The organism is Aeromonas sp. 30P (assembly GCF_051919805.1).
GTDB lineage: Bacteria > Pseudomonadota > Gammaproteobacteria > Enterobacterales > Aeromonadaceae > Aeromonas > Aeromonas veronii.
The window spans coordinates 1,032,779-1,052,815 of record NZ_JBQBEA010000001.1 but is presented as its reverse complement, the minus strand read 5'-3'; the positions used below and the strand labels follow the sequence as shown (position 1 = coordinate 1,052,815).

The following is a 20,037-nucleotide window of genomic DNA, read 5'->3' as shown; positions in this document are numbered from 1 at the left end:
GGGTTTAGCCGGTCTGCTGCTCGGCGATCAATTCCCGTATCTGTTCACCCGTGCAACCGAAGCGACGCTCGCGGGCAACGAAAGAGGCAACCGCCTCACTGAACTCGGCCTCGTTGAAATCGGGCCACAATACCGGGGTAAAATAGAGCTCGGCATAGGCGAGCTGCCATAACACAAAGTTGCTGATGCGATGATCGCCACCGGTGCGGATCAACAGGTCCACAGGTGGCAGATCGGCCATGCAAACCTCGCGGGTCAACATGGATTCATCAATGTCGTCAGCGGCCAGTTCACCGGCCGCCACTGCTTTAGCCAGCTTGCGGGCGGCCTGGGCGATATCCCACTGGCCGCCATAGTTGGCCGCAATGTTCAGGGTCAACCCCTTGTTATTGGCGGTCAAGGCTTCCGCCTTGGTGATTTTGGCCTGCAACCGCTCACTAAAGCGAGCAGTATCGCCAATCACCTTGAGCCGGATCCCGTTGTTGTGCAGTTTCTGCACCTCACGACCCAGCACTGTGATGAACAGTTCCATCAAGGCACTGACCTCCCCTTCCGGGCGGCGCCAGTTCTCGCTGGAGAATGCAAACAGGGTCAATGCCTCGATCTTGGCACGCGCAGCAAAGGTAACGGCCTCGCGCACTGACTTGACGCCCGCCTTGTGGCCATAAACCCGCATCTTGCCTCGGTTCTGGGCCCAGCGACCGTTACCATCCATGATGATGGCGACGTGACGGGGTAAAGACGAGTTGGCACAATCACCCAACGCAGCCAAAAGCGACATGTAATTCTCCCACAAAGACAAAAGCGCCGTGCAGGGGCACTACACGGCGCTCGTAATATACCTTTCAGACGGTTAGATTTCCATTAGCTCCTTCTCCTTTACGGCAAGGGCCTCATCGACCAGCTTGATGTAGGAGTCGGTCAGTTTCTGGATCTCTTCCTGGGCGCGACGGTCATCGTCTTCGGAGATCTCTTTGTCCTTCAGCAGCGCTTTCAGATCAGCGTTGGCGTCACGACGGATGTTGCGCACGGCAACACGAGCGTTTTCCGCTTCGGCACGGACGATCTTGGTCAGGTCGCGACGACGCTCTTCGGTCAGCGGCGGCAGCGGTACGCGCAGGGTCTGGCCATTGCTGGACGGGTTCAGGCCCAGATCGGAGGTCAGGATCGCCTTCTCTACCGCCTGGATCATGGAGCGGTCAAAAATGGAGATGGAGAGGGTGCGAGCATCTTCTGCCACGACGTTGGCCAACTGTTTCAGCGGAGTGGCAGCACCGTAATACTCAACCTGGATGCCGTCGAGCAGGCTCGGGTGAGCACGGCCGGTACGGATCTTGGACATTTGGGTCTTGAGCGCTTCTACGCTCTTGCCCATACGGTCCTTGGCGTCGTTTTTAATCTCGTTGATCACAGTGGTTTTCCTTTTGGCGAACGAGCCGCTACACGGCCCGTGTCTATCTTATTTACTGACGTGATGGATAGGATAAGAGCGCCATATGGCTCACTTTTATCTTATTTACCAACGTGGTGGATCAGAGTGCCTTCCGGTTCACCCATGACAACCCGGCGCAGGGCACCAGGTTTGTTCATGTTGAACACGCGGATCGGCAGATCATGGTCACGTGCCAGGGTAAAGGCAGCAAGATCCATCACCTTGAGCTCTTTTTCAAGAACTTCATCATAACTCAGTTCATGATACAGCACGGCATCCGGATTCTTGACCGGATCTTCGTTGTATACACCATCAACCTTGGTGGCTTTGAGCACCACGTCAGCTTCGATCTCGATCCCGCGCAGGCAAGCCGCAGAATCGGTAGTGAAGAAGGGGTTGCCGGTACCGGCAGAGAAGATAACGACTTTGCCAGCACGCAGCTGGCTGATTGCCTCGGCCCAGCTGTAGGAGTCACAGACGCCTTGCAGGGAGATGGCAGACATCAGACGGGCATTCACATAAGCACGATGCAGGGCATCACGCATGGCCAGACCGTTCATCACGGTTGCCAGCATACCCATGTGGTCGCCCACCACGCGGTTCATGCCCGCTTTGGCAAGACCGGCACCACGGAACAGGTTGCCGCCACCGATGACCAGACCGACCTGAACACCCAACTCAACCAGTTCTTTGATCTCTTGGGCCATCCGCTCCAGCACCGCCGGATCAATGCCGAAACCCTCGGATCCTTGCAGGGCTTCACCACTCAACTTCAGAAGAACACGTCTGTATGCAGGTTTGGGATTGGTACTCATGTCACTGATTCCTGGTCATATAAAGACCGCGACATAAGTCGCGGTCTGGGGAAACGGAAAAACCGGTTCGATTAGGCCTTTTGAGCGGCCGCGATTTGGGCTGCAACTTCAGCAGCGAAATCGGTCTCTTGCTTCTCGATGCCTTCGCCCACTTCGAAACGGGTGAAGGAGACAACGTCAGCGCCTTCTTTCTTCAGCAGTTCGGCAACGGTCATGGAAGGATCTTTCACGAACGGTTGACCAGTCAGGGAAACCTCACCGGTGAACTTCTTCATGCGGCCTTCAACCATCTTCTCGGCGATCTCTTTCGGCTTGCCGGAGTTGATGGCGATGTCGATCTGGATTTCGCGCTCTTTGGCAACAACTTCAGCAGACACGTCTTCAGGCTTGACGAATTGCGGGCTGTTGGCAGCAACGTGCATGGCCAGATCTTTGGCCAGCTCGGCAGAACCACCGGTCAGCTTGGTGATAACACCAATGCGGGAACCGTGAACGTAGGTACCCAGGTTGTCACCTTCAACCAGCATCACGCGACGCAGGTTCATGTTCTCACCGATCTTGGCGATCAGGTTGGTGATGGTCAGCTCGACGGATTCGCCGTTACCGAAGTCAGCGGCTTTCAGCGCGTCAACGTCAGCAATTTTCTGGGTCGCAGCGATGTCAGCGATCTTCTGGCCCATTGCCATGAAGCTGGCATCTTTGGCGACGAAGTCGGTTTCGCTGTTCAGCTCGATCATGACGGCAACGTTGCCTTCGGTGCGAGCAAAGATAACGCCTTCAGCGGCGATACGGCCAGCTTTCTTGGCGGCTTTGGCCTGACCGGATTTGCGCATGTTCTCAATTGCCAGCTCGATATCACCAGCAGCTTCTTCCAGTGCTTTTTTGCAATCCATCATGCCAGCGGCAGTGCGCTCGCGCAGTTCTTTTACCAGGGCGGCAGTAACGTTAGCCATGTCCAGTATCCTCGGTCTTGAATTGACAAGAAACAGGGGCCACAAGGGCCCCTGCTAACCAATTACATCAGCTTGGTTAATAAGGGCTTTACAGTCCTTATCAATTACTCAGCTTCAACGAAGCCATCTTGTTCGGCTTGAACAACGATGTCCTGAGCGCGAGCTTCCAGTACGGTGTCAGCAGCAGCATTCAGGTACAGCTGTACGGCACGGATAGCGTCGTCGTTACCCGGGATGACATAGTCAACGCCGTCCGGGTTGGAGTTGGTATCAACGATGGAAACTACCGGGATACCCAGGTTATTGGCTTCTTTGATAGCGATATGCTCGTGGTCGGCATCGACAACGAACAGAACGTCAGGCAGGCCGCCCATGTTCTTGATACCACCCAGGCTCTTCTCCAGCTTTTCCATTTCGCGAGTACGCATCAGCGCCTCTTTCTTGGTCAGCTTGTCGAAGGTACCGTCCTGGCTCTGGGTTTCCAGATCTTTCAGGCGCTTGATAGACTGACGAACGGTTTTCCAGTTGGTCAGCATACCGCCCAGCCAGCGGTGGTTTACATAGAACTGGTCGCAACGCTCAGCGGCTTCTTTTACGGCTTCAGACGCGGCACGCTTGGTACCAACGAACAGTACCTTGCCTTTCTTGGCAGCTACGGAGCTGATGAAGTTCATGGCATCGTCAAACATCGGAACGGTTTTTTCCAGGTTGATGATGTGAACTTTGCTGCGGGCACCGAAGATGTAGGATTTCATTTTCGGGTTCCAGTAACGAGTCTGGTGACCGAAGTGAACGCCGGCTTGCAGCATATCGCGCATAGAAACTTTAGCCATTTTATACCTCTGTATTGGGGTTAGGCCTCCACACATCCCATATAACCGACCCGTTAAGGCACCCCGGCATATGTGTCGATGTGTGTGTGTTGTTTAAGTAAGGGTGATGAAATCGGGACGCAAGTTCCCCATTCCGGCGCGCTTTATACCATAACTTTGTTCAGGACACCACCGGCCGACACCCTAAACAGGTGTAAATATGGATCCCCAGAGGATGCTGCGACGCTGATTTGACGTTGTGATGACAATCACACTGGAAGTACGCGGGGGTTGCGGATAAAATTTTGCCCTGATTGCAAACGCATCTATTTTTCATTACCTGTCCTGTCTGCCCTCGCAGGCCCAGCGGCAGGCCGCAAGAGAGATCCCATGTCCATTAAAATCAAGACACCGGAAGAGATTGAAAAGATGCGCGTTGCCGGCCAATTGGCCGCCGATGTGCTGGTCATGATTGCGCCCCATGTCAAAGCTGGCGTCACCACTGACGAACTGAACACCCTCTGCCACGACTATATTGTCGACGTACAACAGGCAGTTCCAGCTCCGCTCAACTACCACGGTTTCCCCAAATCCATCTGCACCTCGGTGAACGATGTGATCTGCCACGGCATCCCGAACCACAAGAAGCTGCGCGATGGCGACATCATTAATCTGGATATCACCGTCATCAAGGATGGCTACCACGGCGATACCTCGGCCATGTTCATCGTGGGTGAGACCACCCCACTGCGCCGCCAGCTCTGCAAGGTTGCGCAAGAGAGCCTCTACGCCGCCATCAAGAAGGTACGTCCGGGTGCCTGCATTACCGAGATTGGCACCGTCATTCAGCCCATCGTCGAGAAGGCCGGTTTCTCCGTTGTGCGTGACTACTGCGGTCACGGCATCGGCGCCGAATTCCACGAAGAGCCGCAGATCCTCCACTACCGCAACAGTGGCAAGCTGGAGCTGAAAGCGGGCATGTGCTTCACCATCGAGCCCATGGTCAACAGCAAGAAGTATCACTGCAAGGTCAATCCGAAGGATGGCTGGACCGTGACCACCAAGGATGGCGGCGACTCCGCCCAGTGGGAGCACACCCTGCTGGTGACCGAGGATGGCTGCGAGGTGCTTACCCTGCGCCCCGATGACACTATCGACCGCTTCATCAAACACAGCTAACATCGAACCCCGGCCCTGAACTTCCAAAGCGCCGGGGTTTTTACTTCTGTTCAGCCGTTTGCCTGCCACTGTGTGTGAGATGCCATGGACGCCAGCCTGCTTTCCCCCCATTTGTTACCCGATGACCAGCTCACTCGCGACAACTGCAAAGAGTACCTGAGCCGCTTTCTCGGCTGGCTGCACGCCCGTTTTGATGCCGGCGACAACATCATCGAGCTGGTCGCCACCCGCTCCGAGTACATGGATCAGTTGCTCTGCCGGTTGTGGCAGAAGTTCGGCTTTGACAAGAGCGATCTGACCCTGATCGCGGTGGGGGGCTATGGCCGCGGCGAGCTGCACCCCCACTCCGATATCGACCTGCTGATCCTCTATGATGGCGATGAACTGGACGAGGTGTTGGGACTGCGCATCGGCGAGTTCATCACCTTGCTGTGGGACCTCAAGCTTGAGGTGGGTCAGGCGGTGCGCAACGTGGCGGAGTGCCTCGAGCAGGGGCGCGCCGATATTACGGTCGCCACCAACCTCATTGAGGCCCGCTACATCACAGGTCGCCAGGAAGGTTTCCGACAACTGAAAGAGGCCACCGGCCCCCAGCACTTCTGGCCGAGCGAAGCCTTCTTTCGCGCCAAGCGCCAGGAGCAGGCTGAACGTCACCAGCAGTTTCTCGGCACCGCCTACAAGCTGGAGCCGGATCTCAAGAGCAATCCGGGCGGCCTGCGGGATATTCAGACCCTCGCCTGGGTCGCCCGCCGCCACTTTGGCGCCACCACCTTGTTCGAGATGACCAGCCACGGCTTTCTCAATCGCGCCGAGTATCGCGAACTACTCGACTGCCAGAATTTTCTCTGGAAGGTACGCTTTGCCCTGCACATGGCCATCAACAAGGGAGATAACCGCCTGCTGTTCGATCGCCAGCGTACCGTGGCCCAGATGCTGGGGTTCGAAGGGGAAGGCAACACCCCGGTCGAGCAGATGATGAAGCGCTTCTATCAGACGGTGCGTCGGGTCTCCGAACTCAACGAGATGCTGCTGCAGCTGTTTGACGAGGCGATCCTCGGCAACACCGCCATGGATGTGCGCCGCCTCTCCGACGAGTTCCAGCTTCGTGGCCGCCTCATCGATGCGGTGGATGCGGAGCTGTTTAGCCGTGAACCGGCCGCTATTCTGCGCCTCTTCTATCAGATGGCCCAGCATCCCGAGATTGCAGGCATCCACTCGGCCACCCTGCGCCAACTGCGCGAGGCACGCCGTAAACTGAACTGCTGGTTGCAGGATCTGCCCGACTGCCGTCGCCTGTTTATGGCGCTGCTGCGCCACCCCAACGGCATCGGCCTGCCGCTCACCCTGATGCACAAATACGGCATCCTCGCCGCCTATCTGCCGCAATGGAACCTCATCGTCGGCCAGATGCAGTTTGACATGTTCCACGCCTACACGGTGGATGAGCACACCCACCGGCTGCTCAAGAACATTCACCAGTTCCCCAATCCGGCCAGTCGCCAGAGCCACCCGCTCTGCCACGAGGTCTTCACCCGGCTGCGCAAACCGGAGCTGCTCAGCATCGCCGCCCTGTTCCACGACATCGCCAAGGGGCGGCGCGGCGATCACTCGGAACTCGGCGCCGTCGATGCGCTGGAGTTCTGCCAGCTGCACGGTCTGGATCGCTACGAGAGCCGACTGGTCGCCTGGCTGGTGCGCCACCATCTGCTGATGTCGGTCACCGCCCAGCGCCGCGATATCTACGATCCCGACGTGGTCACCGACTTTGCCCAGAAGGTGCGCGACGAGCAGCATCTCGACCTGCTCTACTGCCTCACCGTGGCCGATATCTGCGCCACCAACGACACCCTGTGGAACGACTGGAAGGGCACCCTGCTGCGGGAGCTCTACTTCGCGACCCAGAAGGCGCTGCGCCAGGGGTTGGAGAACCCGCCCGACATGCGGCTGCGCATTCGCGAGAACCAGCGTCAGGCCAAGCAACTGCTTGCGCAACGGGATGTATCGGAAGAGGCAATCAATCAGCTCTGGGGCGACTTCAAGGCCGATTACTTCCTGCGTCACAGCCCGGAACAGATCGCCTGGCACTGCCGCCACATCATCGAGCATGGCGACAATCCGGCACCGCTGGTGATCATCGGCAAACATCCGACCCGCGGCGGCAGCGAGGTGTTTATCTACTGCCGCGATACCCCGAATCTGTTTGCCACCGTCGCCTCGGCGCTGGATCAGAAGAACCTCAACATCCACGACGCCCAGATCATGAACTCGCGCAGCAACTATGTGCTCGATACCTTCGTGGTGCTGGAGCCGAGCGGCGAACCTATCAGCCCCAATCGCACTGCCACCATCAAGAAGGCGCTGGAGAAGGCGCTGCAGGAGCCTGGCAAGCTAGTGCTGCGCAACAAGCCGTTGTCACGGCGCCACCGCCAGTTCAGCGTGCCGACCCGGGTCGTTTTTCTACCGCACAAGGGGGAGAGCCGCCACACCCTGATGGAGCTGACTGCCCTCGATACCCCCGGCCTGCTGGCGCGGATCGGTGCCGTTTTCCAGCAGTGCGGACTGTCGCTGCACGCCGCCAAAATTGCCACTTTCGGTGAGAGGGTCGAGGACTTTTTCAGCCTGACCAGCCTCGATGGCGAGCCACTGACGGCGGAGCAGCAACTGCAGCTGGAAGAGCGACTGGTACACCAGCTCAATCCCCAGCAGTCGGTACTGGATTAAGCGAAGAGTGATTCGAAAGAAGCTGATTGTCGGGCGTTTTTTGCCATACCAAACAACTGGTTGGCGCACATCGGATGAAGAAATGGTCGCTGGCTGGAAGAATTCCGGTCAACCCCTTAAAAACAGTCGGAAAAGTGTGATACAACAAACAGAATTTTTTAAAGGAAACCTGTCATGACCGAGTTGCAACAGATCATTGAAGCGGCCTTCGAGCGCCGCGACACCATTACTCCGGGCTCCGTGGATAGCGCCACCAAGTCCGCCATCCTGCAAGCCATCGACCTGCTGGACTCCGGCAAGGCGCGGGTTGCCGAGAAGATCGCCGGTGAGTGGGTTGTCCATCAGTGGTTGAAGAAAGCGGTACTGCTCTACTTCCGCATCAACGACAACGGCATCATCAAGGGCGACGATGCCCAGTACTACGACAAGGTTCCCCTCAAATTCTCCAACTACACTGCCGAGCAGTTCAAGGAAGCGGGTGTGCGCGTGGTGCCGCCGGCAACAGCCCGCAAAGGCTCTTTTATCGCCCCCAATACCGTGCTGATGCCCTCCTATGTCAACATCGGCGCCTTCGTTGACGAAGGTACCATGGTCGATACCTGGGCCACTGTCGGCTCTTGCGCCCAGATCGGTAAGAACGTCCACCTCTCCGGCGGCGTCGGCATCGGCGGCGTACTGGAACCGCTGCAGGCCAACCCGACCATCATCGAAGACAACTGCTTTATCGGTGCCCGCTCCGAAGTGGTTGAAGGGGTCATCGTCGAGGAAGGTTCCGTCATCTCCATGGGCGTCTTTATCGGCCAGTCCACCCGCATCTATGACCGTGAAACCGGCGAGATCCACTACGGCCGCGTACCGGCTGGCTCCGTGGTCGTCTCCGGCTCCCTGCCCTCCAAATGCGGCAAGTACAGCCTCTACGCAGCGGTGATCGTCAAGAAGGTGGATGCCAAGACCCGCGCCAAAGTCGGCATCAACGCCCTGCTGCGCTCCATCGACGAGTAATCAGCATTGCTGTGATCAAAAGGGCGCCTGATGGCGCCCTTTTGATTTTGGCGCCCCTGTCACAGGCAAGCCATGAGGCATCGGTTAAGATGGATGGGACAGGATCGTTTCAAACCGAGGAAGCCTGATGTACGAGAATCTGAAGAGCCTGGGGATCCAGGATCCCGCCTCCGTCGATAGCTACACCCTGCGCCAGGAGGCCAACCACGACATCCTCAAGATCTACTTCAAGAAGCAGAAGGGCGAGTTCTTCGCCAAGAGTGTCAAATTCAAGTATCCCCGCCAGCGCAAGACCATGCTGGTCGACTCCGGTACCCATGAGTACAAGGATGTCACCGAGATCAACGCCAACCTCAAATATGTGGTGGATGAGCTGGATAACCTGACCCAGGGCGTCCATCAGCAGGCCGACCCGGACATCAAGCAGAAGATCCTGCGCGACCTGCGCCATCTGGAAAAAGTGGTGCAGAACAAGATCAGCGAAATCGAGCGGGATCTGGAGAAGCTCTAATCCCCTCGACTCGACAAAAGAGCGCCCAGGTGGCGCTCTTTTTATTGGCTGGCTTTATGGGGCTATGGGGTTATCTGGCAATGCCGTGCGATAAGGTGAGCGGAGCACACCACCTTGTGCTGTTGGGCCACCATTGGGCAACCCGTTACATATCGCCCCTTGGAAAACACAACCCCTGCCAAGCCCCGAGACACACTACAAGCAACCACAAATAGCAAGAGGGAGGCTTTCGCCTCCCTCTTCAAACACGCTGATATTCAGGCAACAGGATTAGTTGCTCTTCATCCAGATGTCCATGTCGGTTTTCAGGTTGTCGGACTTGGTACCGAAGATGGCTTGAACGCCGGAACCAGCCACTACCACACCGGCAGCACCCAGCTTCTTCAGACCAGCCTGGTCAACCTTGGCAACATCTTTCACGCCAACACGCAGACGGGTGATGCAGGCATCCAGAGAAGCGATGTTCTCTTTACCACCGAAGGCGGCAACCAGAGCAGCAGACATCTCGTCTTTGCCTTGGCCAACGGCCTCTTCAGCAGTCTCGTCTTCACGACCCGGGGTTTTCAGGTTCATGGCACGGATAACGAAGCTGAATACCACGTAGTAGATGGCCGCGTAAACCAGACCCAGACCAACCAGCAGCAGCATGTTGTCGGCACGCGGTGATTGCACCACGAAGTCGATGAAGCCATTGGAGAAGGTGTGACCATGTACGATACCCAGAGAGTTGGTCAGCACATAAGCCAGACCAGCCAGTACCGCGTGGATTGCGTACAGAACCGGAGCGATGAACAGGAAGGAGAATTCAATCGGCTCGGTGATACCGGTCAGGAAAGAGGTCAGGGCTGCAGAGGCCATGATACCAACGATCTTGGCGCGGTTTTCCGGCTTGGCAGCGTGAGCGATGGCGAACGCAGCAGCAGGCAGACCGAACATTTTGAACAGATAGCCACCAGCCAGCTGACCGAAGCCGTTACCGGCAGCGCGGGACGCGTCATCAGCAGTCAGGAAGCAGGTCATGATACCGTGAACAGTTTCACCGGCACCGTTGACGCAGGTACCAGCCTGATAGAAGAACGGTACGTTCCAGATGTGGTGCAGACCGAACGGGATCAGGGAGCGCTCAACCACGCCGTAGATACCGAAGGCCAGTACCGGGTTCTGGTTGGCAGCCCAGTCAGAGAAGGCACCGATGGCGCCACCCACTGGCGGCCAAATCACGGACAGGATCACACCCAGACCAATGGAGAGGAAACCGGTGATGATGGGTACGGCACGTTTGCCCGCGAAGAAGCCCAGGTACTCTGGCAGCTGGATCTTGTAGAAACGGTTGAACGCCCAGGCAGCGATACCACCGGCCAGGATACCACCCAGCACGCCGGTTTCGATGGTTTCAACACCCATCACAGGTGCCATGACCTTCAGGGTTGCGACCATGATGCCGTAGCCAACGATGGCTGACAGACCGGATACACCGTCGTTATTGGTAAAGCCCAGAGCAACACCCACTGCAAACAGCAGGGCCATCTGGCCAAATACGGAACCACCGGCTTGCTCCATCAATTGGGAGACAATTTCCGGCATCCAGCTGAAGTGGGCAGCACCCACCCCCAGCAGAATACCTGCGACTGGCAAGACTGATACTGGCAGCATCAGCGCCTTACCAACCTTTTGCAGATTAGAGAAAGCATTTTTGAACATTGTGTGCGCTCCTGAATGGATTGTCGTCCCTGAACGATCTATCTGGATGAAATAAGCACTGATTCATTCAGATATCTTCGAGTCGGGCTTGTTTATTTTGACCATCAGAATATAACCCAGCGGGTCATAAATTGCTGCTTTCGAAGGCGGGGGAATATTGAATTTGGAGGGAAGATCACAACTTGTTTAGCGGCTAAAAAACGCATCTAATATAAGTTAATAATCCGCATTATCACTCTATTACAAAGACATATAAATAGCAGTTTCACTTTGTATTTTAATAATGCCATTTACATCAAACAGCAACTCATTGTAACTAAATGTAACGGCGTGGTTTTTATTTATTACAGTCTACCGATTAAAAAGGCCTCCAACAAGGGAGGCCTCAATAAATATATCTGACCAGCAAAGGGGCGTATTATTCTATTTTTGCGAGCGCTTGACCGCATCAATAAACACGCTTTTTGCCTTGGTTGAACCGGCCCGCTCGGCCTCGTTCACCAGCTTCATCGCCTTGTCGATATCCCCCGCCTTGACCGCTTTTTCGATCTGGCTCTGGTAGAAGGCTTCTGTTTCACTCAGCATGGCAGGAGCAGGTTTGGCTGCGACCACAGCTGTTGCAGTTGTGGTAACGGCTGCGGTAGTCGCTATCGCTGCAGCCTGCTGACCCTGGCTCATGGCCACCTTGTCGGCATATTCGGGTTTGAATACCGCTTCAAGACCACTTCCACGGGCCATATCTTTGACTTTGATCTGCACCAAACCCCAAGGAGAGTGCGGGATCACCGGATCCTTGATATCAGGCTCTACAGTTCCATTTGCTTTCGCGAAGGCCTTGGCTGGATGCAAAATAGTCGTACTGCCAGAGAGTTGGTCCGCTGGCGCATAGACGATCATGTATGTTTCGCTGGCCGGGTTGCCAGGCATGCTGCGGTCAACAAAAACACGTCCTTCGATACGGTCATTATCGAGCAAGTGAGCAGGCTGATAGCTGAATACTGACTCACCCAGGACTCGAGTCACCTTGAACTCGGCATCCAGCATAATGACCTTGGGCACCATCACCGTCTTGCTGACCTGAGATGCAATGCTAATGGCCAGATTGCCGGTGTTGGTTGGCAGGCGATAAGCCGCAAAGTAGCTCATACCATCATCAAACTGAAAAGTGGGCTTTGTGCTATCCAGAGCCAGTAAAGTCTCCCCCTCCGGCAATACCGCATAATTGAAATCACTGAAAGCAGTACAGCAGCTAGTTGTCTGGCCGAGCGCCAGCTTAGCCTGTTCAGCATTACTCAGGATAGACGCATGCTCCTGCACGGGTACAACCATGCTACCGGAACAACCAGACAACAGAGCAGTAATCACGGCTGTGATAGACATCTTTACCAGTTTCATTCTTCCTTATCTCCCTAACCCGATTACCATACTCGGCGAAACAAAACTGCCCCCATATGGGGGCAGTCACTAACTTAACTTAAACTTTTGCTTACCACCAAGCCTCAGCTTGAACACCAAAGTTCACTGTGTCTTTTGATGTATTGCTGTCAAAAGGAGTCTTAGCCATGTCATTTTTATCAAAACCGACATAAGAAGCAAAAACCCGGATTTCAGGACGAGCCCACCAGCTGGCACCTGCAGACCAAGTCTGGGCCAAGGTCAACTTATAACCAGAATCTTCCAACGAAGAACCATTGGTAGACTTGTTCATGTCCTTAAAGTAACCCCCCTCGAACACGGTCTTGTTAAAATCATCCCATTTGTACATCGGGCGCACAACGGCAGACATAGTTTCCCACTTGTCGTTGCCATTCCACATTTCGTTGCCTACACCATAGACCAACTGGTGACCCATCTCCCAAGAGTTGCCCATTGGGACAACACCATGGTTAATGATGCGGAAACCATCAGCACCATCTTTGGCTTCAGCGCCGTACCAAGAGCCATCACCCCAGAAAGCAAAGACTTTGGAATAGCCTTCAGTACCATACTGCACAACGGATTTGTTAAAACCACCCAGCACGCCAGCAGTAAGTTCAGCTGTCAACATTACGCCATCTTTGGCATTTTTATACTGCGCATTACTTGAGCTTTTCTGAGCGTCAGTTGGGTTAGCAATCGCATAGTCAACACCGACTTCCAAAGAGGCGTCTTGCCACATCGGAATACCAGCATAACGCAGGTCGAGGGTATTAACATTCAGCTCATCATTGTAGGTCCAGCCATCATCTGTACCACTACGGTCATTACGAATCCATGCAAAGGAGACTTTACCAGGACCAGCCTGAACACCTTCGATACCAGCACCAGCACCTGAGATATTCCAGTAATAGAAGTCCGAAAGATGGATATCATGACGCTGGTAGTAGCGCTTACCTGCCCACAAAGTGGCTTCGGGTGCAAAATTCAGCAAGCCTTTAGCTTGTACGTTGAACTGGCGAAGAGCGAAGGTTGCATCTTCTTTGTTGTCACACTTTTTCAGCACACCATTGGTGTCAGCACACTGAAAGCGAGATTCTGTAGACTCCCAATCGTTAGAGCCATTAGAAGTCATGGCAAACATGGAGTCGACATAGAAAGTCTTGCCATCCTTATTGAATACTTCCTGACCAAGCTGTACTTCACCGTAGGTATCATCTTCGTGACCTAAACGGCCAACTTTGGTCTTTTTAATAACTGTCTGCATGTCTCCATCTTTGGAAACACCGACGCCGGAACGGAAGTAACCGTGGAAATCTACGGCAAAGGCGGCTTGGGAAGCCAGGGCGGCAGTAACAGCTGCTGCAATCGGGAGCCACTTCATTTTCATTGTCATATTCCTTATTTCCCGCAGTGAGGAGTGTGATCCTGAATATTCAACTTCTTATCACCATGTAATCCTGTTGGTGATAACCGAGGTTGATTATAGGGAGCGTATTTCACGACAAATATGAAGCGACTCACAAAATGGCGACAAATCGCTCGGCAAAGGATCGTCACAACACCTGTCAGCAAAAAAACGGCCAACAAGGCAATAGCTAACCAATAAAATCGCAAAAAAAGCAATCGCACCAAACTTGAAAGCGTTACCAGCAATTAATTCGCGACTGAACCAAAGTCATTATTTTACGATCGAATGACAAAAACATGACTGAGATCGCTTTCAAGATTGAACTTTTATTTTGATGAGGGGTCTGCGGTGCGCTTGAAACCATTACGCCGATGGAATGCCAAAAGGGGAAAATATCCCTCCGCCACTATCGACAATAAGAGTGGGAAATATGCTTGCTGAGTGAGATGACATTTGTGCAAATAACAATCCCCTGTCGGTTAAGGATCAGGGGATTGATATGGCTCTATTTCAGAGAATATTCAGGGCTGAATATCCCACTTTCTCAGCCAGGTGAGTGCCACCTGTTCGGGTTCATCGTGCACGGTAGCATCCAGCTCCAGCGGGGGAATCACTCGCGTGGCGCCCAGCTCTTGCAACAATCCGTCCAGCCGACGACCCGCACCACAAAAATGGTCATAGCTGCTGTCCCCCATGGCAATCAGGGCATACCGCAGCCCCTTGAGCCAGGGCGCCTTGTCAGCCAGCTCGCTGGCAAAGGGCTGCAGATTGGGAGGAATGTCCCCCTGTCCTGTAGTGGCACTGACCAGCAATAAAAAACGGCCGGGGTCTATGTCCGCCAGCCGTGCTTCTTCGTGCAGAGAACAGTGATGCCCCTTGCGTTCCAGCTCATCTGCCAAGGTCTCGGCCACCAGCATGGCTGCGCCATAGACAGTTCCTACCACGATATCGATCTGCGCCATTCTCCTCTCCCTGCTTGAGTCACTCTTTTGAACAACTCTATCAGCAAGCTGGCGTCAGATGCCACCGGTTCAAGGCTGAGGATCAGGCGCTTAGTAGTCGCTCTCGCTGGCGGGCCAGCCCAGCTCGGCAAACAGGCGCAGCACATCTTGACCGAGTGGCGCCTGGATCCGCATCGGCACCTTGAGCACAGGATGGGTAAAGCTCAGGGTGCGGGCCACCAGCAGCAGCCGTTCGCAGCCAAAGTGCTCGCGAAAGAAACGGTTGTGGCGGCCATCCCCGTGGGTGGTATCCCCGACGATGGGGTGGAACAGGTGATCCATATGGCGACGAAGCTGATGCTTGCGGCCGGTCTTCGGGAACAATCTGACCAGACTGTAGCGACTGGTGGGGTGCTTCTTGGAGACCGCGTGGGGCAGCTCGACCTGATGCAAGCGCCGGAAGGTGGTGACGGCATCTTGCGCCGGGCGATCCGGGTTGCTCATGGCATCGGCAATCTTGTCCAGCTGCTCCTTGAGGGGATAGTCGATCACCCCCTGCTCGGGTGCCCAACCGCGCACCAATGCCAGATACTCCTTGTGCACCTGACGCTGGGTAAAGGCTTCGGTCAGCGCGCGGGCAATCACCGGATCGAGCGCAAACAGCAGCACGCCTGAGGTGGGCCGATCGAGGCGATGCACCGGATAGACATGGCGACCGCCGATGAGATCCCGGGTCATCTGCATGGCAAAACGGGTCTCGCCCTTGTCGAGCCAACTGCGATGCACCAGCAGACCGGACGGCTTGTTGACCGCCACCAGCCACTCATCCTGATAGAGCAGAGTCAGCTTCAGGTCACTCTCTTCTCGAGTTTGCGCAGGCATCATTGTTCGATCACTTTGCCGGAAAGCAGCAGATCGAAGCGGGCGATCAGGCGCAGCAGCGCTTCTGCCTCGGCCAGATCCTCTTTGTAGACTTCGCTGGCCATGGGATAGAGGGAGACGCTGGTCGGCAACGGCGCCTGCAACATCACCAACTGCTCCATGCGCGGGATCAGCACGAACTGCAGCCACTGATCAAAGCTCAGGGTATCGACACAAAAAGGCAGGGTGCTTGCCAGGGCTTCGTCACCGGGATGGTCAGCTTGCCAGCGCTCAAGGCGCTGCAACTCGGCGGTGAGTTCCCCCAACAGGCCAGCTACCAGCAAATATTGATTCATCTCGCTCTCTTCCTCATAACCACAGATTGATCCGCCGACCCGACAGGGTCAGCCAGGATGCAAATAAATTCGGTCGCACAGCACCGGCGGTTCAGCCGGGTCATCGACATACACGGCAGCCAGCGCGGCCTGCCGCCGTTAAAAAAGGGCGATACTATACACCTCCCCCCGCATGGCTGCCATGTTGATATCTGCCGCAACGCGCGTCTGCTGCCACTGGCTATCCTCGGCAAGGGCCTTATAATCGGCCCGCATCACCATTAGCCGGATCTCACCATGTCTGCGACGCCTACTGCCATCAATACCTTGACCGAATTTCTGACTCAGGCTGGCACCCAGTTCCAGCTGTTTGACATGGGCCGCCAGGTGCGGCCACTGGCAAGCGATACTTTTGTGCGCATCGAACAGCAGCAAGAGCCCTATCCCTGGCCGCTGCAACAGCACGCTTGGCTGGGTGTGCACTTCTTCCAGCCGAGCGAGTCTCGCCACTACCTCTGGTTCCTCAAGTTTGCCCTCGATGAGCGCGGCCTGCTGATGTCAAATGGCCCCAAGCTGTTCATGGATCAGGTGGTGGAGACCCTGGGCTACAAGCTCACCGGCGATCTGGATGAAGAGAAAGCCCAGCGCTTGGCCGACAATCCCTACACCTTCCGCCCGGCGGAGGCCAAGATGGCCAGTCTGCATGCCAAGCTGGCGCGACAACTGGAGCAGGCCCCTTCTGCCTATTACGATGCCCTCTGCCACTATCTGGCCGCCCCCAACGACACCGGTTGGCAGACGCTGGGGCTGCAGGGCTTTGCCGATCTGGCCGAGCGACTGCATGATGAGCGCAATCTGGCGCTGATCTGCAAGGCGCTGCCCAAACTGCCGCAAGAGCCGCTCTATGCCCTCTGCCAGAGCCTTGAAAACGCACCGCTGCCGCCAGCAGTACAAGGCGCCCTGCTCGAGCGGATCGGCAAGGAGCAGGAGTGCGCCGCCCCCAACCCGGAGACCCTGGCCTACCTCTGCCGCGCCATGGCCTCCTGCCCCGGCAGCACTTTGCGCACCAACAAGCTGCTGACCCTGCTGCAAACCCAGCCAAGCCCGGCGCTACTGCTCGCCATCGCCGGCCGGCTCTGGCCCGATCTGAAAGATGCCAATCTGCTCAGCCACTATCTGGAACAACTGGCACTGCAACCGACCCAGTTCTTCAATCAGGTTTTTGCCGAGTTGGTCACTTTACCGGCCCTGCGCAATGATATGCTGGCCAGACTGCGTGACCCCGACCGCAGCGATGCGCTGGGCAAGGCCATCGGCCGTCTGTTTGCCTCGGCCTGATCCCTCGCCTCCCCCTCACGCCACGAGGCAATACGGCGGGAAATAGAAAAGGAGATCGGGAGTGCCGAGCAGGACTCCCGGTTATCGACATCACGATAAGGAAGCCCGCCTATGGGAGAGATGCTCGGAATTTTGTTGCTGATTGCCGTAGCCGGCCTGTTCTGGCTGCAACGCCAACAGGCAGAAGTGGCCTGGCAATACATGCGCCGCTACTGCCAGCACCATGATCTGCAACTGCTGTCACTGGCTCGCCATCGGCGGGAGCTGGCCCGCAATCCCCTGCGGCTGCTGACCCACTATCAGTTTGAATTCTCCAGCGATGGCGAGAGCCACTATCACGGCACCCTCAAGATGCAGGGGCTGCACGTCGTGGGCGTTGATCTGCCCCCCCATCGCATCCCCTCTGCCTGATCCCCAGTCTCGTCTCTGCGCCCAGTGGCTGTGCCTGTCTATAATCTCAGGGATTAAACAAAGGGAGAGACGAGATGGAACCCCTTGTCCACGATCTGCCAGCCCTGTTTGCCCAGCTCGGGATGGCCAACGACGAGCTGAGCCTGCACCGCTTTGTGCACGACCATCACCTCGACAATGAGACCCTGCTGCCGGAAGCCGGTTTCTGGAACGCCGCCCAGGCCAGCTTTCTGCGCGATGCCCTGTGGAACGACTCCGACTGGTGCGAGGCGATCGACCAGCTCGATGTGATGTTGCGCCAGCCCCGCTAAGCCGCCCGCCCCTTTCCTCCCCTGCTGGCTTTGGTTAAGATCCCGCCCCGATATCGATCCCTCCTTCTCACCCAGAGCATGCTTATGTCCGCCCACGAGATCATCCGAATTGCCAACGAGCTGGCCGCCAAGGGCCTGACACCCACCACCGCCATGATCAAGGCCCGCCTTACCCAGCCCGTACCGATGGCCGAGCTGCTGAAAGTGCTGAGCCAGTGGAAGCAGCAACCCGTCGCGACCGCCGAGAGCGAGCTCCTGCCAGAGGCCGTGCCCCAGCCAGCGCCGGAGCTCACCCTGCAGCAACTCGCCGAACAGCTCGCACGCATCGAACAGAAGGTGGATCGCCTGACCGACCTGCTCCTCCAGCAGGGGCAAGGCTGAACCATGTATATCGTCGAACTCTGCTTTGAGTGTTACCGCGATACCTCCCTTGGCGACGCCGAGCGGGCCATCGTCAACTACCTCGACATGCTGCGTTATCAGGGCCAGATCCTCGGGCGGGAGTTCCCCACCAGCATGCATGACGGCTATTTCGTCAGTCGGGTGGTCTGCCCGGAGCAGGATAGCCTGCACCCCGACAACCAGAGCGATCAGGTCAAGCTGGCCGAACAGCAGCTCAATCAGGCCGGGCTGCTGGCGCCCAAACTCCAGCTGCAGGGGGCTGATCTGCTCTCCGACAGCACAGATCCTTGCGGCCAGCAGGGCGAGCGGCCGAGCTGGATGATGCTCTACACCAGCTTCCTGCATACCTGCTCGCCGCTGCGCTGTGGCGACCACTTCGCCCCCATTCCGCTCTACCAACTGCCCGCGGTCGCCAACGGCGATCAGAAACAGATCATCAAGTGGCAGGAGGATTGGGAGGCGTGTGATCAGTTACAGATGAACGGCTCCATCGCCGAACATGCGGCGCTGCACGAAATCGGCGAAGTGGGCAGCCGCCTCTACCGGCGCGGCACCGATCTGGCCAAGCGGCTGGAAGTGCTGAGCGGCATCCCCACCTACTACTACCTCTATCGGGTGGGCGGGCTGAGCGCTGCCGAGGAGAAGGCGCGCCCCTGCCCCAGCTGTGGCGGTGAGTGGGCGCTGGCAGCCACTGCACGAGATCTTCGACTTCAAGTGCGACAGCTGCCGTCTGGTCTCCAACCTCTCCTGGGATTTCAAGGATTAAGCGCGTTCCCTGTACACGATGCCATAAAAAAGAGCCTTGCCGCATGGCAAGGCTCTTTTCGCTCCGATGAGTAACCTTGGCTCGAACAGGTGCTATTGCGGTAACGTCTCCAGCCGTTCCAAAAACGCTGGCAAGGAGGGCGCCAACGTCAGACGGCGACCAGAATCGAGCCACTCCAGCCACACCTGACCACTCTCGTTATCAAGGGAGATGAGCGTCATCTCGTTGCGGGTGGTGGCAATGAAGATGGAGGGGGTTCGTTTTAGCTTGCGCAACATCAGCAGATGGCCAATGAGGTTCTCCTTGAGCAGATCGAGATCCGCCTCGTTCCACGGCAGGATCAGTTCAAGGCGCAGCCCCTTGAAAAGGCAGGGGATGGGGCGGCTGAACCAGTGCCCGAACAGGGCGATGGCGCTGGGATGAATCGTCAGCTCAAGAGCATCGGCCATAGCCGTAAAATCGGCGGGTTCGGAGCGATGGTGAGGACGCCAGGCCACCCGACCATCGGCGGGCTCACCAAGCTGGCAGGGGGAACGCCAGTCCGCCTCCCACTCGCACAGGGGCAGGCCTCGTCTGGCCTCGCCATCCCGTTGCCAGCGGGCAAAAAAGTGCTCCAGGGCAGACAAAACTTGATCCGACATCGAAAATCCCCACAATTGCTGGCAAAGTCCGCTATTGCACCACCAAACCCGGTAACAGACAAGGTTGCCAGCCGACCT

General features: G+C 56.5%; 20 protein-coding genes and 1 pseudogene. 9 read left to right on the top strand and 12 right to left on the bottom strand.

Features of this window, described 5'->3' with window-relative positions; translation table 11 throughout:
- Window positions 1-4 precede the first annotated feature (4 nt).
- From uppS to rpsB, 5 genes are all read right to left on the bottom strand, one after another.
- The gene (gene uppS / locus ACTG2B_RS05090; protein WP_439995288.1) at window positions 5-781 is read right to left on the bottom strand and encodes a polyprenyl diphosphate synthase; all 777 of its coding nucleotides are present in this window, start codon (window positions 779-781) and stop codon (window positions 5-7) included.
- 72 nt (window positions 782-853) lie between these two features.
- Window positions 854-1,411, bottom strand: a complete 558-nt coding sequence (gene frr, locus ACTG2B_RS05085; protein ID WP_005338576.1) for a ribosome recycling factor — start codon at window positions 1,409-1,411, stop codon at window positions 854-856.
- A 101-nt stretch (window positions 1,412-1,512) separates the two neighbouring features.
- Entirely contained in the window at window positions 1,513-2,247 is a 735-nt protein-coding gene (gene pyrH / locus ACTG2B_RS05080; protein WP_005338577.1) for a UMP kinase, read from the bottom strand.
- A gap of 71 nt (window positions 2,248-2,318) precedes the next feature.
- Window positions 2,319-3,200 carry a translation elongation factor Ts gene (tsf, locus tag ACTG2B_RS05075; RefSeq protein WP_005338578.1) on the bottom strand — a complete coding sequence of 294 codons (882 nt, stop codon included), beginning with the start codon at window positions 3,198-3,200 and terminating at the stop codon, window positions 2,319-2,321.
- Between the two features lie 104 nt (window positions 3,201-3,304).
- A complete protein-coding gene (rpsB, locus tag ACTG2B_RS05070; protein ID WP_005303470.1) occupies window positions 3,305-4,033 on the bottom strand; it encodes a 30S ribosomal protein S2 in 729 nt (242 codons plus the stop codon).
- 369 nt (window positions 4,034-4,402) lie between these two features.
- Between rpsB and map the strand changes: the two genes are divergently transcribed.
- The 4 genes from map to ACTG2B_RS05050 all read left to right on the top strand — a co-directional run bounded on the left by map (window position 4,403) and on the right by ACTG2B_RS05050 (window position 9,425).
- Complete coding sequence (map, locus tag ACTG2B_RS05065; RefSeq protein ID WP_043818982.1) at window positions 4,403-5,191, top strand: type I methionyl aminopeptidase; 789 nt, start codon at window positions 4,403-4,405, stop codon at window positions 5,189-5,191.
- Between the two features lie 84 nt (window positions 5,192-5,275).
- Window positions 5,276-7,912, top strand: a complete 2,637-nt coding sequence (gene glnD, locus ACTG2B_RS05060; protein ID WP_439995287.1) for a bifunctional uridylyltransferase/uridylyl-removing protein GlnD — start codon at window positions 5,276-5,278, stop codon at window positions 7,910-7,912.
- A gap of 174 nt (window positions 7,913-8,086) precedes the next feature.
- Window positions 8,087-8,914 (top strand): 2,3,4,5-tetrahydropyridine-2,6-dicarboxylate N-succinyltransferase, encoded by an 828-nt coding sequence (gene dapD, locus ACTG2B_RS05055; protein ID WP_005338581.1) that lies wholly within the window; start codon window positions 8,087-8,089, stop codon window positions 8,912-8,914.
- 127 nt (window positions 8,915-9,041) lie between these two features.
- Complete coding sequence (locus ACTG2B_RS05050) at window positions 9,042-9,425, top strand: DUF3461 family protein (protein ID WP_005338583.1); 384 nt, start codon at window positions 9,042-9,044, stop codon at window positions 9,423-9,425.
- Between the two features lie 270 nt (window positions 9,426-9,695).
- On the opposite strand, the gene ptsG is transcribed toward ACTG2B_RS05050, so the two are convergent.
- From ptsG to ACTG2B_RS05020, 6 genes are all read right to left on the bottom strand, one after another.
- Entirely contained in the window at window positions 9,696-11,126 is a 1,431-nt protein-coding gene (ptsG, locus tag ACTG2B_RS05045; RefSeq protein ID WP_005338586.1) for a PTS glucose transporter subunit IIBC, read from the bottom strand.
- A 423-nt stretch (window positions 11,127-11,549) separates the two neighbouring features.
- Window positions 11,550-12,521: a MalM family protein gene (locus ACTG2B_RS05040; protein WP_040066577.1), complete on the bottom strand. Its 972-nt coding sequence runs from the start codon at window positions 12,519-12,521 to the stop codon at window positions 11,550-11,552.
- A 91-nt stretch (window positions 12,522-12,612) separates the two neighbouring features.
- Window positions 12,613-13,932, bottom strand: coding sequence for a maltoporin (locus ACTG2B_RS05035; RefSeq protein ID WP_439995286.1), 1,320 nt, complete (start codon window positions 13,930-13,932; stop codon window positions 12,613-12,615).
- A gap of 542 nt (window positions 13,933-14,474) precedes the next feature.
- Window positions 14,475-14,915, bottom strand: coding sequence for a flavodoxin (locus tag ACTG2B_RS05030; RefSeq protein ID WP_439995285.1), 441 nt, complete (start codon window positions 14,913-14,915; stop codon window positions 14,475-14,477).
- A gap of 90 nt (window positions 14,916-15,005) precedes the next feature.
- Complete coding sequence (truC, locus tag ACTG2B_RS05025; protein WP_019445213.1) at window positions 15,006-15,779, bottom strand: tRNA pseudouridine(65) synthase TruC; 774 nt, start codon at window positions 15,777-15,779, stop codon at window positions 15,006-15,008.
- Complete coding sequence (locus ACTG2B_RS05020) at window positions 15,776-16,111, bottom strand: YqcC family protein (RefSeq protein WP_005338596.1); 336 nt, start codon at window positions 16,109-16,111, stop codon at window positions 15,776-15,778. The genes truC and ACTG2B_RS05020 overlap by 4 nt, the downstream gene beginning before the upstream one ends.
- Before the next feature lie 276 nt (window positions 16,112-16,387).
- Between ACTG2B_RS05020 and ACTG2B_RS05015 the strand changes: the two genes are divergently transcribed.
- The 5 genes and pseudogenes from ACTG2B_RS05015 to ACTG2B_RS04995 all read left to right on the top strand — a co-directional run bounded on the left by ACTG2B_RS05015 (window position 16,388) and on the right by ACTG2B_RS04995 (window position 19,318).
- Window positions 16,388-17,428: a DUF3549 family protein gene (locus ACTG2B_RS05015; RefSeq protein ID WP_103251461.1), complete on the top strand. Its 1,041-nt coding sequence runs from the start codon at window positions 16,388-16,390 to the stop codon at window positions 17,426-17,428.
- Window positions 17,429-17,539: 111 nt separating this feature from the next.
- On the top strand, window positions 17,540-17,839 hold the full coding sequence (locus tag ACTG2B_RS05010) for a DUF3301 domain-containing protein (RefSeq protein ID WP_042081115.1): 300 nt from the start codon (window positions 17,540-17,542) through the stop codon (window positions 17,837-17,839).
- 74 nt (window positions 17,840-17,913) lie between these two features.
- Window positions 17,914-18,150 (top strand): DUF2789 family protein, encoded by a 237-nt coding sequence (locus tag ACTG2B_RS05005; RefSeq protein WP_005338602.1) that lies wholly within the window; start codon window positions 17,914-17,916, stop codon window positions 18,148-18,150.
- A gap of 84 nt (window positions 18,151-18,234) precedes the next feature.
- Window positions 18,235-18,531: a DNA-binding protein gene (locus ACTG2B_RS05000; RefSeq protein WP_042081118.1), complete on the top strand. Its 297-nt coding sequence runs from the start codon at window positions 18,235-18,237 to the stop codon at window positions 18,529-18,531.
- Window positions 18,532-18,534: 3 nt separating this feature from the next.
- Window positions 18,535-19,318: pseudogene (locus tag ACTG2B_RS04995) on the top strand (Zn-ribbon-containing protein).
- A 92-nt stretch (window positions 19,319-19,410) separates the two neighbouring features.
- Here ACTG2B_RS04995 and syd read toward each other — a convergent pair.
- Window positions 19,411-19,959 carry a SecY-interacting protein gene (syd, locus tag ACTG2B_RS04990; RefSeq protein WP_158110989.1) on the bottom strand — a complete coding sequence of 183 codons (549 nt, stop codon included), beginning with the start codon at window positions 19,957-19,959 and terminating at the stop codon, window positions 19,411-19,413.
- Window positions 19,960-20,037: the final 78 nt, after the last annotated feature.